The organism is Hymenobacter daeguensis, from assembly GCF_054780555.1.
Map to the genome: position 1 here is coordinate 497,901 of NZ_BAAGWC010000002.1, position 13,858 is coordinate 511,758.

Consider the following 13,858-nt stretch of genomic DNA (forward strand, 5'->3'; position numbering starts at 1 on the left):
ATAGGGGCTCTGCTCATGGATGCTACAACTAAACCAATCATCATCATCGGGGCGGGCATGGCCGGGCTGGCCTGCGCCACCTGGCTGCACCGCGCCGGCCGCCCGGTGCTGGTGCTCGAAGCCGATGCCGCCGTCGGCGGCCGGGTTCGCACCGATGTCACGCCCGACGGCTTTCGGCTCGACCGGGGCTTTCAGGTGCTGCTCACCAACTACCCGGAGGCCCGGCGCGTGTTCGACTACGGAGCCCTGAACCTCAGGTCTTTTCGGTCGGGGGCCGTAATCCGGCAGGAAAACGGCCGCGAAACCACCCTGCAAAATCCTTTGCAGCAGCCCCTGGCGGCTTTTTCGGCGCTCACCTCGCCCATCGGCACCCTGCCCGATAAGCTCCGCATTTTCAGCCTGGTGCGGCACGTGCTCAAGTACACGCCGGAGGAGCTGCTGGCCCGCCCCGCCACCGATACCCTTGGCTTTTTGCAGCGCTACGGCTGGAGCGAGCAGATAATCAATAATTTTTTCAAGCCCTTTTTCGGCGGCGTATTTCTGGACCGGGAACTGACCACGGCCAGCAATTTTTTCGAGTTCGTTTTCCAACAGTTCGTGACGGGGGAAGCCGCCATTCCGGCCCTCGGTATGCAGCAGCTGCCCGAGCAGCTGGCCGCCCGCCTGCCCGCCGGCACCGTGCGCCTGAACACAACCGTCGCGGGCATCGTGGACGGCTCGCAGGTGCGCCTCACCACCGGCCAGGTGCTGGATGGCCGCGCCGTGGTGCTGGCCGCCGATGGCCTGACCGCCCTGCGCCTGCTGGCCGGCCGCAGCGGCAGCGCCGATGACGTGGTGAAAGCCCCGGCAGCGAGCTTTCACACGGCTACGCGCATCACCACCTGCAACTACTTTGCTGCGGAGGGCGGCCACTCGCCGGGCCGCAACGACAAGCTGCTGCGCCTCAATGCCGCCCCCAATGTGCTGGCCCACAACGTCGCTTTTCCCGCCGATGTGAGCGGGGCCTACGCGCCGGCCGGCCAGGCGCTGGTATCGGTGAGCACCCACGGCGAGCGGGGCCTGAGCGAGCCCGAAATCACGGCCGGCGTGCGCGAGGAGCTGGCTGCCTGGTTCGGCCCGGCGGCCCGGCAGTGGCGGCACCTGCGTAGCTACCGCCTGCCCGCCGCCCTGCCCGCCTACCTGGCCGGCCAGCCCGCCGAGCAGCCCCTGAAGCTGAGTGAAAACCTCTACCGCTGCGGCGACTGGGCCGCGTATCCGTCGCTCAACGCCGCGCTGGCTACCGGGCGGGAAGTGGCCGAGGCCATCATCAAAGGCTGACAAATAGTATATCAACAGCAAAAGGCCGCCCATTAGCGTGGGCGGCCTTTTGCTGTTTGACTAGCCGGAACGCTATACGGCGGGGTTTGGCGTGGCTGGCGTTTCGTAGGCCGGAGCCAGGCCTTGTTCACCCTCGATGGGAATTCGGATTTTCTCGTCGTCGGAAACGCGGAGTGTGAGCAGGCCGCCGATTATCATGAGCACGCCGCCCAGCACCACCACATTCAATGGGTCGAGCGACGGGAACTGCTTCATGATGAAGGGCAGGCCGAGCGAGGCACATACCTGCGGCGTTACGATGAAAGCATTGAAAACGCCCATGTAGTGGCCCATTTTGTTAGCCGGGATGGCACCCGCCAGCATGGCGTATGGCACCGACAGAATGCTGGTCCAGGCAATGCCCACGCCAATCATCGACACATAGAGCATCCACGGCTCGGTGATGAAGGCCACCGACAGCAGGCCCAGTCCGCCCGCCGTAAGACAGAGCATGTGCGTGAGCTTACGGCTGAATTTGCGGGCAATAACCGGGAGCAGCAAGCTGAAAGCAGCCGAAATACCATTGTAAACAGCAAAGGCCACGCCCACAAAATTAGCGCCTTCATTGAAGGCCGCCGATTTGGTATCGGTGGTGTGGTAGAGGTGCTTGGTGACGGCCAGCGTGGTGAAAATCCACATGCAGAACAGCCCGAACCAGGTGAAAAACTGTACCGAAGCCAGCTGCTTCATCACCTTGGGCATGTGCGCTACGCCGGTGAAGGTTTCCTTGATACCTTCCCACAGCGTGACGCGGTTTTTCTCCCGCTCGAAGGCGGCCAGGTCCTCGGGCGGGTATTCGGTGGTGGTGAAAATGGTGTAGAGCACGCACAGGAAAAATGCCGCCGCCCCGATGTAGTAGGAATACTTCACCGAATTGGGCACGATGCCCGAGGCAGCCTCGTTGGCCACGCCAAAATGGGTGAGAATGGTGGGCAGCAGCGATGCCACCACGGCCCCGATGCCGATGAAAAACGACTGCGTAGCAAAGCCCGTGGTGTGCTGCTCGGCGGGCAGCATGTCGCCCACGAACGCCCGGAAGGGCTCCATGCTGATGTTGATGCTGGCATCCATTATCCAGAGCATGCCGCCGGCAATCCAGAGCACGGGCGAGTTGGGCATGATGAGCATGGCGATGGACGCCAGAATGGCCCCAACCAGAAAAAACGGCCGCCGCCGCCCCCAGCGCGGGCTCCAGGTGCGGTCGGACAGGTAGCCGATGATGGGCTGCACGATGAGCCCGGTGAGCGGCGCGGCCACCCACAGAATCGGAATATCGTCGGCGCTGGCCCCCATGTTGGAGAAAATGCGGCTGGTGTTGGCGTTTTGCAGCGCAAAGCCAAACTGAATGCCCATGAAGCCGAAGCTCATGTTCCAGATTTGCCAGAAGCTCAGGCGGGGCTTCTTGCGGTTACTTGAGGTGGCCGGAGCCGCAGCAACTGATGCCATCGGTCGTGGTGGGGTGGGAGTGGATGGAGGAGAACAGGCGGGACCGGGCGTTTGCAGGCGGCCGGGTATTCTTCAAATTTAACGGGCTGGCGATGTTGGGCCAGCGGGTTAGCGGGGCTTTATCTCGAAAATGTAGGCCGAAAGCGGAGCCAGCGTCAGGTTGAGGGCATTGCGCGGCTCTTCCTCGGCCAGCAGGCTGGTGTAGGTATAGAACTTTTTGGTGCTCAGGCCCATGGCCGCCATGGCCTCGGGCGAGATGTTGATGGTGGGGCGGTAGGTTTTGTCGGCCGAGAAGTTGACGACCACCAGCACCTGCTGCTTGTCGGTGTAGCGCAGGTAGGCGTAGAGGTGGCGCTGGTCGTACTCCTTGCCGAGGTTGTTGGCATCCTGCAGCTCGTAGAAGCGGCCCTTGCGGATGGCTTCGTTGCTGCTGGTCACGTTAAGCAGGCGGCTGTAGAACTCGCGCAGGCTCTTCTGCTCGGCGCTCAGCTTGCCGCCGTCGAACTTTCCCTGGTTCAGCCACTTCTGGTGCTCGGGCACGCCCCAGTAATCGAAAATGGTGGTGCGGCCATCCTCGCTGCTGAAGCCTTCGCTGCCGCCAGCCGGTTCGGCCACTTCCTGCCCGAAATAGAGCATCACCGGGCCGCTGCCCAGCGTGGCCGACACCGTCATGGCTGGAATGGCGCGCTTGGGGTCGACGGCAAAGTCCTTGCTGGCAATGCGCTGCTCGTCGTGGTTTTCCAGAAAGCGCAGCATGTGTGACGAGAAGCCGTTGCTTTCTTCCTTCCATACGTGGGTGATGTCTTCGGTGGTGCCGCCGCCCGTCATCAGGCGGCGCAGGCCGTCGTAGAGGCCTACTTTGTCGTAGAGGTAGTCGAATTTGCCCTTCTCCAGATAAGTCTTGTATTCCTTCGGATTGTAGGCTTCGCCGATGAAAACCAGGCCGGGCTTCACCTTTTTCAGCTCCGGAATCACCCAGGCCCAGAACTCGACGGGCACCATTTCCACCATGTCGCAGCGGAAGCCGTCCACGTTTTTGCCGGCCCAGAACACGAGGATGTCGCGCATCTTCGTCCAGGTGTCGGGCACGGGGCTGAAGTGCGTTTTGCGGCCATTCACGTAGTCCACGCCGTAGTTCAGCTTCACGGTTTCGAACCAGTCGTTGATGCTGGGCGCTTCCGAAAAAACGTCGTTGCCGGTGGCTTTGGCCGGGTTTTCGGCGTACTTGCCGTCCTCGCGCGGGCCTTTCAGCGGGCCCAGCGGGTTGTAGTTGGCCGGCACCACGAAGGCTTTGCCGGGCAGGTAGTAGAAGTGATTGTTGGGCGCGAAGGCTTTGGTTTTGTCGTCGCTGGCGCCCAGGTCCACCACGCCGGCGGGCTTGGCATCCGACTTATAGGAGCGGGCCACGTGGTTCGGAATGAAGTCCATGATGACCTTCAGGCCGTGGTCGTGGGTGCGCTTGATGAGGGCCTCGTACTCGGGCATGCGGTTTTTCACCACCACGGCCAGGTCGGGCGCCACGTCGTAGTAGTCCTTGATGGCGTAGGGCGAGCCGGCGCGGCCTTTCACCACGTCGGCATCGTCGGGCGGAATGCCGGCGGCGGTGTAGTCCGTCATGGTGGCGTGCTCAATCACGCCGGTGTACCAGACGTGGCTCACGCCCATTTTCCTGATTTCGTCGAGGGCCTTGTCGGTGATGTCGTTGAACTTGCCGCAGCCGTTCTCGCCGATGGTGCCGTAGGGCTTGTTCAGGGCCACTTTGTTGCCGAAGAGGCGCGTCATCAGCTGGTAAATCACCAGTTTGTGGTCCTGCGGGACTTCGGCGGTGGTGTTGGGGTCGGTGGCTTTGGGGTGTTTTTTGTCCACGGGCGGGTTGGGCAAAGAGAATGCGGCCAAGGAGAGGAGGCCGCCGGCCAGCAACAGTTTTTTCATGATGCGGCAAGATAGGGCTTCGTTTAGTGATAAATGATTAGTGGTTAGCGTTTAGCGATTTGAATAAGGCGTGCTAACAGCATTAATCGTTGACCGTTAACCACTAACCGCTAAAAATCACCACTCCTGAGTCACGGGGTGGAGCATGAGCTCGTCAATCACGACGTGGGCGGGCGCTTCGAGCACGTAGCGCACGGCCTGGGCCACGTCGCCGGGCCGCAGGTGCGTTTTCTCGGCCTCCGGGCTGCCGGGCGTGGTGTCGTTGAAGTAGGTATCGACCAGGCCGGGGTAAATGGTGCTCACCTTGATGCCGTGCGGGCGCACCTCCTTGCGCAGGCTGGCCAGCACGGCATCCTGGGCAAACTTGCTGGCCCCGTAGGCCGTGCCGTGGGCGAACGTGCGCTTGGCCACATCGGAGGTGATGCCCACGATGTGCCCGCTTTGCTGCGCTTTGAACTGCGGCACGGCGGCTTTGCAGAGCAGGAATGTGCCCTTCACGTTGGTATCGAAAATCCGGTCCCACTCGGCCGCGTCGAACTGCTCCAGCTCATTGAACGAGCCCACCCCGGCGTTGCACACCAGAATGTCGAGCCGGCCGAAGCGGCTCAGCGTTTCCTGCACCACGTACCGGGCGTCTTCCTCAATGGAAATATCGGCCACGATGCACAGGCCCTGGGTTTTATGCGTGAGCTCTTCCAGCTCGGCTTCGCTGCGGGCCACTGCCACTACTTTGGCGCCTTGCAGGGCCAGCAGCAGCGCAATGGCTTTGCCAATGCCCCGGCTCGCGCCGGTCACGATGGCTACTTGGTCGGTGAGGTCGGTCATAATGGCAAGCGTTAGCAGTGGAGAAAAAGGGCGCCGCCGCCGCCCGGGCAGCTTCTTGCAACGGTGAGGTTATTTGCGCAGTTCCACTACCCAGGCCGTGTGGGCGGGCACTTTCAGCGTTTTCAGGTCCGAAATAGTCGCGCCGCTCACTACTTCCACGCCCGATGAAAAGCCTTCGGTGCGTTCGGCGAAGCGGGTGCCATCCACCTTTTTTTCGTCCTTGGTGTTGTTGGCAATAATCATCACGCACTCGCCGCCCTCGTTGTAGCGGAAGTAGGTGTACACGCCATCCTGCGGGATGAACTGCATCATTTTGCCCGAGCTTAGCACGGGGTGCGCCTTGCGGTAGTTGGCCAGCTTGCTCACGTAGTCGAACGCCTCGCCGGCCTGGCCGGGGCGCGACACGAAGTAGTTGGTTTTGTCGCCGGCCCAGCCGCCGGGAAAGTCCTCGCGCACCTTGCCGTCGGGGTTCGAGAAGTTCTTCATCAGCACTTCGGTGCCGTAGTACAGCTGCGGCGTGCCGCGCAGAGTGAGCAGCCAGGCCATGCCGGTCTTGAACTTGTTGAAATCCTCGCCAATCACGGAGTAGAAGCGGCTCATGTCGTGGTTATCGAGGAAGGGCACGTTGCGGGTGGCATCCACGTACATCCAGTCGCCCTGCAACGAGTGGTAGAGCTTGCTCAGGTCGCCATTCTCGGTTTTCAAGGCATCGGAAACGGCAAAGCAGATTTGAAAATCGAGCACGCCGGGCAGGTTCGACTTGAAGCCATTCACCGGCGGGAAAATGTTCTGAGCGAAGAAGGCCTGCTCCGCCTCGGTGCCCTCCCAGGCTTCGCCAAACTGGGCCAGCCTGGGGTATTCCTCGGCAATGGCCTTGCCCCACTGCATCAGGAACTGCGGGTTCGAATACGGGTACGTATCAATGCGGTAGCCGTCAATGCCCGTCGATTCCACCCACCACAGAAAGTTCTGAATGATGTACGTGGCCACCAGCGGGTTGCCCTGGTTCACATCGGGCATGGTGGTATCAAACCAACCGTCGTTGAACAGCGTGTAGTCGCGCTTCGAGCCGTAGGGGTCGTTGAGGGCGAAGGCGTTGTAGTTGCTGCGCGTAAACGTAGGGAAGGCGTGGAACCAGTCGGCGGCCGGCTTGTCGAGGAACAGGTGGTGGTAGCTGCCCCAGTGGTTGAGCACGATGTCCTGCACCACTTTCAGGCCGTCGGCGTGGGCGGCTTTCACAAACTGCTGGTATTCCTCGTTGGTGCCGTAGCGCGGGTCAATCTTGTAGCAGTCCGTCACGGCGTAGCCGTGGTAGCTGGCCTTGGGCATATCGTTTTCCACGATGGGCGTGGGCCAGATGGCCGTGGCGCCCAGCTTCTTGAAATAGTCGAAGTGGTTCTGGATGCCCTTCAGGTCGCCGCCGTGGCGGGCATACATCGAGTCGCGGGCAATGCGGTTCACGCGGGTGCCTTTCACCACGTCGTTCTTCGGGTCGCCGTTCGAGAAGCGGTCCGGCATCAGCATGTAGATGAAATCGGCCTGGGTGAGGCCCTGCGTGCGCTGCGGGTCGGCGTTGCGGGCGCGCAGCTCGTAGGTGTAGGTCAGCTTTTTGTTGCCTTTCAGCTCCAGCTTCAGCTGGCCGGGCTTCGCATCGGGGCCGATGGTGAGGTTGATGACCAGGTAGTTGGGGCTTTCCAGCTTCTGCTGGCTGTCCAGCGTCACGCCGGGGTAGGCCGCCAGGCTGGCTGTGGTGCTGGCCACGCCCGCCCCATTCACCAGCAGCTGGAGCCTGGGGTTTTTCATGCCCACCCACCAATACGTTGGGTCGATGCGGACGCCGGGCGCGGCTTTGGCATTGGCGTTGGCAACGAGAATGGCGGTGCTGGTAGCGGCGCGGGTGGCGGCCATAAGCAGGCCGACCTGGGCCGCTGCGGGCGTGGCTAAAGTGAGCAGCGGCACAGCGGCTGCCAGTAGCAAGCGTGGGAATTTCATGAAAAAAGGCAATAGAATGGCACTAAGACCAAAAGTACCCATTCGCGGGTGCCGCCCGAAAATGCAACCGTTTCCACTCCGAAAATTTATTTTTCGGCCGCAACGCCGTCCAATTTTCAGCCCGAAAGCAGAAAGCCCGCTGCCAGTGAAGGCAGCGGGCTTTTGCGGAGCGTTGGTAGCGGCGGGTATGCTACTGCAACTTGGCCAGCCAGAGCGAGGCGTTCATGTGCAATTTGGCGTGGCTGGCCAGTTCGGTCCAGCCCGGGTACACGGTGTTGCCGGGGCTGCCGGTGCCGTCGTCGGCCGGCGACGAGTCGGTGACGCACACCACGCGGCCGGTGCCGTAGGTGCTGCTCAGGCACATGATGTTGGTGCTGCCCTGCGAGGCCGTGCTCTGCCAAATCAGCGGCGTGGCCTGCGAGCCCGAGGTTTTGGTCATCGTCGCGCCGTTCGAGAATTTCAGCTGCGTCACCGCGCCCTGCGAGCCGTTCAGGATGGTGTTGGTGCTGCTGGCCAGCACGTTGCTGCTGGTTTCCGAAATGTTGGTGAGGTTGATGCTGTAGCCGAAGGGGTTGGCCTGCACCGAATTGTTGGTCATCAGGTCGTTCCAGATGGCGGGCGAGTCGTAGCCGTCGTTGTTGCGGTCCGACACGTCGTGGTCCGAAATCATGAACAGGCCGCCGCCGTTTTTCACGAAGTTCACAATGGCTGCCTTCTCACTGGCCGAAAACAGCGTGTTCGGCTCATCCACCACAAACACGTTGTAGTTGCTCAAGTCCTGCGGGTTCGACGCATTGCCGTAGGTAATGGCCGTGCCCGAGGGCAGACTTTCCACGGTATTGCCCAGCTTCACCAGCGCCACGCCCCAGGAAGAAAGCGCGCCCGTCCAATACGTTTCGGCCGTGCTGCTGGTGATGCCCGAAGCGGCCGGGGTGGAATAGCGCGGCACTACACCGCCGTCCACGTCCAGCACCCAGTCGGCGTTGCCGGCCGTTTCGGCGTGCGTGGCATCGAACAGAAACTTCTTGCCGCCGGTGCCACCGGTGCCGCTGCCGCCCGTGCCGCCACTGCTGTAGCTCTCCACGGTGATGTTGTCGAAGTTGATGCGGTTGGTGCTGCCGTCGGTTTTGCGCACCTGCAGGCGCACGGTGCCGGCCAGGTTCACGGTAAAGGAAGCCGTGCTGAGCGTGGTGCTGCTGCTGGTGATGGTGCTGCCCACTTTGGCGTAGCTGCTGCCGCTGTTGCTACTGGCCCACAGCTCCCAGGTGCTGCTGGCGTCGGTGCCGTATTTGGCGTGGGCCACCGTCACCACGCCAGCGCCGCCGGTCAGGTCAAAATTCATGCTCAGCGAGCCGCTGTTGCGCACCCGGGCCGACCAGCTGCCCGTCTTCGCATCGGCCGTGGTGTTGCCGATGAGGGCGTCGTTCAGCGTCCACGAGCCCGAACCCAGCGTAACGCTGCCCGTGGTGTAGGCCGTTTTGGTGCCGGTTTCAAACCCTTCGGGAAAGCCCGGTGCCGATACATTTTGCAGCACCGCGGCCGCCGTCGGCGCGCTGGGCGTGGTTTCCAGCTTCGAGCAGCTGCCCAGCAGAACCGCCGCCAGCAGCGGCGCCACCAGGTAACGAACAGAGAAAGTCATGCGCATTGGTTTGAAATGAAGTTGGTTAGATGTTGAAAACGGAGGGCCAAAGCTAGCGGGCTTATGTAGTCATCTCATAATATCTGATGTTAAAAGATTATGGCTAATTATTGATGAATTTTTAATAATAATGAGTAAAATTTGAATATTATTACAAATAATCAGAATTGATACAGAATTGCCTATTGATTTGTCAAAAGCTCAACCGTAAGCTTCGGGTGGCTCTCGCTGGCATCGGCCGCTCATTTTTTCGGTGAAACGAGCCCGTATCGGGCTGGTAGTTAAGGGCAGTAGAAGAAATTTCCGGGTAACGCCCTGGCTGATATAGGCTTGACACTGTTGGCGTTGCACAAGGTGCTAACGTTTGCCTAAGTCAGTCCTCTATATCAAGTGGTTGCGATTTTTATTGTTTGCTTCGGACCTTGCGGCCCCAACGAGCCGTGGGCCTTGCGCCGGCGGCCATTCTTTCACCCGAAATATTTCTGTTTTGGTGCCGGCTCCGGCCCGCCCGCTTTTCCTTATGGCTTTTACCTTCAAACCCTACGCTCCCGCCGCCAAGTACAAGACGGCCGCCGCGTATTTCTCGATGGAGTTTGCCATCGACCAGGCCCTCAAGACCTACTCCGGCGGCCTCGGCTTTCTGGCCGGCTCGCACATGCGCTCGGGCTTCGAGCTGAAGCAGAACCTGGTGGGCATCAGCATTCTGTGGAGCTACGGCTACTACGACCAGGACCGCAACGCCGACCAGAGCATGAAGCCGGAGTTCCGCCTCAAGCACTACTCGTTTCTGCAGGACACGGGCATCATTTTCCCCATCACCATCCACGGCGCCGATGTGCAGGTGAAAGCCCTGTACCTGGCCCCCGAGGTGTTCGGCACGGTGCCGATGTTCTTCCTCACCACCGACATTGAGCAGAACGACTACCTCTCGCGCACCATCTCGCACCACCTCTACGACCCGGACTCGGCCGCCCGCGTGGCCCAGAGCATTCTGCTGGGCGTGGGCGGCGGCAGGCTGCTCGATGAGCTCGGCCGCAAAACCGACGTGTACCACCTCAACGAAGGCCACGGCCTGCCGCTGGCGTTCTACCTCTACGAAAAGCACGGCCGCGACCTGGCCGAAGTGCAGAAGCGCCTGGTGTTCACCACGCACACCCCCGAACTGGCCGGCAACGAGGAGCGCCCCATGAAGCTGCTCACCGACATGACCTTCTTCGGCACCATGCCGGAGGCCGACGTGCGCCGCCTGGGCCGCATCGACAACGGCGACCAGCTCAACTACACCCTCACCGCGCTGCGCTTCTCGCGCAAGGCCAACGCCGTGAGCAAGGTGCACGGCACCGTGGCCAACGAAATGTGGAGCCACTACGAGGGCGTGTGCCCCATCATTCCCATCACCAACAGCCAGAACGGCACCTACTGGCGCGACCCGCAGCTGGCCGCCGCCCTCAAGGCCAAGGACGACAACGCCCTGCTGGCCCGCAAGCAGGAGCTGAAGAAGGACCTGTTCAGGATTGTGGCCGACCAGACCGGCAACGTCTTCGACCCCAGCGTCATCACCATTGTGTGGGCCCGCCGCTTTGCCGCCTACAAGCGCGCCGACTTGATTCTGCGCCATTTCGAGCGGTTTGTGGAGCTGGCCAGCAATTCCAAGCACCCCATCCAGATGATTTGGGCCGGCAAGCCCTATCCGAAGGATTTCGGCGCGGTGGCCTTGTTCAACGACATCATCAAGCGCACCGCGCACCTGAAGAACTGTGCCGTCCTCACCGGCTACGAGCTGGGCCTGTCGGCCGCCCTCAAAAAGGGCTCCGACATCTGGCTGAACACGCCGCGCTTCCCCCGCGAGGCCAGCGGCACCAGCGGCATGACCGCCGCCATGAACGCCAGCGTGAACCTGAGCATCGCCGACGGCTGGATTCCGGAGTTCTGCAAGGACGGCGAAAACGGCTTCCTCATCCCGATTGCCGACGTGACCCTGCCCGACAACGTGAAAGACGATGCCGAAGCCACCGCCCTGCTCGACGTGCTGGAAAACAGCGTGCTGCCGCTCTACTACGACCAGCCCAAGAACTTCCTGAAAGTGGTGAAAACCGCCATGAAGGACGTAGAGCCGGAGTTTGAGAGTGGCCGCATGGCCAGGGAATACTACGAGCTGCTGTACAAAGCCTAGCCCGGAATTCGGTGGATTGATTGCTGAAAAGGCCGCCTTCGGGCGGCCTTTTTTATGCCGGCGCGGGCCAGCCAGCGGCTAGTCCATTGGGCCGCGCCGGGCACGTTTCAGGTGCAGCTTGATGAGCGTGCGCGTCATCTTCCGCTTGAAGCGCCGGCGCAGCAGGGAGGCGCGTTCGTGGAAGGTGGTCGGCCCTCGCAGCAGGTACTCGCGTTCGGGCGGCTGCATGCCTTCTTCGGGCAGGCAGGGCCGCGCCTCGCGGGCGCGGAAGCGCTGCTTTTGCAGGAGCGCCACAATGGTGCGCTCTACCGCAGGAGATAAGTTGAGCCCGGCGGCCCGCCGGACAACGCCTTCGGAGTCAGTGTAATAGAACAGGGTGGAGGCGACGCTGATTTTGGGATTGTGCTGCTGCAAAATGCGGCGCAGCTCCTGGTAGTCGTGGCGCACGCGCTGTTTGCGCAGGCGCTCCAGGTGTTTGGCCGTGCGCTGGTCGTAGAACAGGCCATTGCGCCGCCTGGCCTCAATGCTTTGCCCCAGGGGCGAGTCTTGCAGGCAGCCGTCCTGGGTTTTCAGCTGCGGCTTCAGCAGCCGCCAGTCGTGCCGGTTGAAGTGCCGGATGAGCCGCGTGCTGGCCTGCTGGCGCTCCTTGTCGGCCCCCGACCGGGGCTGCTGGGCGTGGGCCGCGCCCGCCAGCAGCGCAAACAGCCCCGCCAGCATGGCCGACTGCACAATGGCCCCGGCCCGGTAGTAGCAGGTGGGAGCCGGCCGGCCGGGGTGGGCCTGCTGCACCAGCTGCTCCATCTGGTGGTGCAGCTCGATGATGCGGCGGTAAAAGTCGAGGTCGGCCGTCACGGTTTCGGCCCGCAGGCTGGCGCGGGCGGCCGCCATGGGCGCGCCGAGGCGGGCATACTCGGCCGCCCGCCGGATGACGCGCACCTGGTCGCGGTTGATTGCGCGGGTGAGGGCCGCTACCTGCTCCGCCAGCCGGTCGGTGCTGGGGCCGGGGTAAAACACCTGCATGATGCCTAGATTAAAGCCCAGGTCGGCGGCCATCTTGGCGGGGCTGTACACGCCGAAATGGCGTGTGTCGAGCTTGCTCACCAGGGCGTGGGTGCGCCGGGTGGCTTCTTCCAGGTAGTCGTAGTCGTAATCGAGGTAGTTGCCGTGCAGGCGGCCTTCGGCCAGCAGGCTCTGGTACAGGCCCGTCTTGCCGTAAATCACCACTTCCACGATTTCAAAGGGGAAGTCGGCGCACTGCTCCAGAAACGCCAACTCCGGCTCCAGGTCGGCAAACCGGATATCCGGCCCAAACAGCAGGGCATTGAAATAAGCCGGCACCCGAAACGCGCGCAGCGTTTGCAGCGCGTGCAGCGAGGCGTTGTCGCGGGCCTTGCGGCCCAGCCGCGACAGCAGCTCCTGCGTGCCCGATTCGATGCCCACGAACAGCCGAATCAGCCCGATTTCCTTGAGCACGGCCAGGATTTCAGGCTGCACGCTGTCGGCCCGGGTTTTTAGGGCGAGGCCAATCCGGCCCACGCCGTGCCGGGCCAGTTCGGCTTTCAGCTCGGTGAAGTAGGCCACGGCGGCGGCCACGTTCGGCGGTATCCAGTTGTCGTCCTGAAACTCGAAAAGGCGGATTTCGTGCCCGAAGTACAGCTGCGCTATTTCGGCCGCCACGCTGGCCGGCGTGCGGCGGCGGGTGCCGGGCAAGGCGCTGGCATTGCCCGCCGCCCGGCCGGCCTGGCGACGCTCGGTGGCCAGCGCGGCCACGCAGCAGTATTTGCAGGTGGCGTGGCACCCGCGCGAGCCCAGCATGTGCGCCGTTTTGAAGCCCAGGTGCTGCGCCCGCTCGGCCCGGCGCAGCGGCAGCGCCAGGTGGTTGATGTCGCCCGGCTCGGGGGCGCTGTGGTTGATGTTGACGTTTCCGTCGGCATCGCGCCACACCAGGCCCGGCACCGCGTGCAGGGCCGGGGCCGGCTGCGCAACGGCCGCCGCCAGCTGCACAATCGTGGCCTCGGCCTCAAACCGGACAATGCTGTCGAGGCCGGTGCAGTCCTGAAATATTTCGGCGTGGTGCAGGGTGGCAAACTGCCCGCCCGCCGTGATGTGCCCCCCGAAACCGTTCTGGCGCAGCAGCTGCACCAGCGTCATGTCTTCCACGGCCCGCGTCTGAAAAGCCATGGAAATGCCCACCAGGTCGGCCCGGCTAGCCACAATGTGCGCCGCCACGGCCGCCGCGTCGCGGATGCCGTTGTAGGGCAGCACTTCCACGGCCGGGTAGCCGGCGGCGGTCAGTGCCCCGGCCAGGTAGCGCAGCGAGAGGTTTTCTTCGAACTCGACCCCCACCAGCACCACCCGAACGTGCTGCGTAGTGGCCGGGGGAGGCGCGAGGTGATAAAAGCCGATGGTAGCCTGCATAGGGTGAAGTAGTTGAGCGGAAAGGTTTGCCAATGTACCAAGCGCCGGCCATATGGTCGAATCGGCCGGCCGGGCCC

Annotated in this window: 8 protein-coding genes; 2 read left to right on the top strand and 6 right to left on the bottom strand. The window is 62.6% G+C overall.

What is annotated here, in order from left to right; all coding sequences use genetic code 11:
* The first annotated feature begins 15 nt into the window (after positions 1 to 15).
* The gene (locus ACYVHT_RS05705; RefSeq protein ID WP_460548870.1) at positions 16 to 1,317 is read left to right on the top strand and encodes a protoporphyrinogen/coproporphyrinogen oxidase; all 1,302 of its coding nucleotides are present in this window, start codon (positions 16 to 18) and stop codon (positions 1,315 to 1,317) included.
* 72 nt (positions 1,318 to 1,389) lie between these two features.
* Here the strand turns inward: ACYVHT_RS05705 and ACYVHT_RS05710 are convergent, their stop codons facing one another.
* The 5 genes from ACYVHT_RS05710 to ACYVHT_RS05730 form a co-directional block, all read right to left on the bottom strand.
* On the bottom strand, positions 1,390 to 2,802 hold the full coding sequence (locus tag ACYVHT_RS05710; protein ID WP_460548872.1) for an MFS transporter: 1,413 nt from the start codon (positions 2,800 to 2,802) through the stop codon (positions 1,390 to 1,392).
* Between the two features lie 108 nt (positions 2,803 to 2,910).
* The gene (locus ACYVHT_RS05715) at positions 2,911 to 4,734 is read right to left on the bottom strand and encodes an alpha-amylase family glycosyl hydrolase (RefSeq protein WP_460548874.1); all 1,824 of its coding nucleotides are present in this window, start codon (positions 4,732 to 4,734) and stop codon (positions 2,911 to 2,913) included.
* A 117-nt stretch (positions 4,735 to 4,851) separates the two neighbouring features.
* Entirely contained in the window at positions 4,852 to 5,559 is a 708-nt protein-coding gene (locus ACYVHT_RS05720) for an SDR family oxidoreductase (protein WP_460548875.1), read from the bottom strand.
* A gap of 69 nt (positions 5,560 to 5,628) precedes the next feature.
* Complete coding sequence (locus ACYVHT_RS05725; protein ID WP_460548877.1) at positions 5,629 to 7,551, bottom strand: alpha-amylase family glycosyl hydrolase; 1,923 nt, start codon at positions 7,549 to 7,551, stop codon at positions 5,629 to 5,631.
* 190 nt (positions 7,552 to 7,741) lie between these two features.
* Complete coding sequence (locus tag ACYVHT_RS05730; protein ID WP_460548879.1) at positions 7,742 to 9,190, bottom strand: hydrolase; 1,449 nt, start codon at positions 9,188 to 9,190, stop codon at positions 7,742 to 7,744.
* A 520-nt stretch (positions 9,191 to 9,710) separates the two neighbouring features.
* Here ACYVHT_RS05730 and glgP point away from each other — a divergent pair.
* Positions 9,711 to 11,363 carry an alpha-glucan family phosphorylase gene (glgP, locus tag ACYVHT_RS05735; RefSeq protein ID WP_460548881.1) on the top strand — a complete coding sequence of 551 codons (1,653 nt, stop codon included), beginning with the start codon at positions 9,711 to 9,713 and terminating at the stop codon, positions 11,361 to 11,363.
* A gap of 78 nt (positions 11,364 to 11,441) precedes the next feature.
* Here glgP and ACYVHT_RS05740 read toward each other — a convergent pair whose 3' ends face one another.
* Positions 11,442 to 13,781: a B12-binding domain-containing radical SAM protein gene (locus tag ACYVHT_RS05740; protein WP_460548883.1), complete on the bottom strand. Its 2,340-nt coding sequence runs from the start codon at positions 13,779 to 13,781 to the stop codon at positions 11,442 to 11,444.
* Between the last annotated feature and the right edge of the window lie 77 nt (positions 13,782 to 13,858).

Bases quoted from the DNA above. Each gene is read 5' to 3' on its own strand.
- ACYVHT_RS05705 (WP_460548870.1), top strand. From the start codon at position 16: ATGGATGCTACAACTAAACCAATCATCATCATCGGGGCGGGCATGGCC.
- ACYVHT_RS05710 (WP_460548872.1), bottom strand. From the start codon at position 2,802: ATGGCATCAGTTGCTGCGGCTCCGGCCACCTCAAGTAACCGCAAGAAG.
- ACYVHT_RS05715 (WP_460548874.1), bottom strand. From the start codon at position 4,734: ATGAAAAAACTGTTGCTGGCCGGCGGCCTCCTCTCCTTGGCCGCATTC.
- ACYVHT_RS05720 (WP_460548875.1), bottom strand. From the start codon at position 5,559: ATGACCGACCTCACCGACCAAGTAGCCATCGTGACCGGCGCGAGCCGG.
- ACYVHT_RS05725 (WP_460548877.1), bottom strand. From the start codon at position 7,551: ATGAAATTCCCACGCTTGCTACTGGCAGCCGCTGTGCCGCTGCTCACT.
- ACYVHT_RS05730 (WP_460548879.1), bottom strand. From the start codon at position 9,190: ATGACTTTCTCTGTTCGTTACCTGGTGGCGCCGCTGCTGGCGGCGGTT.
- glgP (WP_460548881.1), top strand. From the start codon at position 9,711: ATGGCTTTTACCTTCAAACCCTACGCTCCCGCCGCCAAGTACAAGACG.
- ACYVHT_RS05740 (WP_460548883.1), bottom strand. From the start codon at position 13,781: ATGCAGGCTACCATCGGCTTTTATCACCTCGCGCCTCCCCCGGCCACT.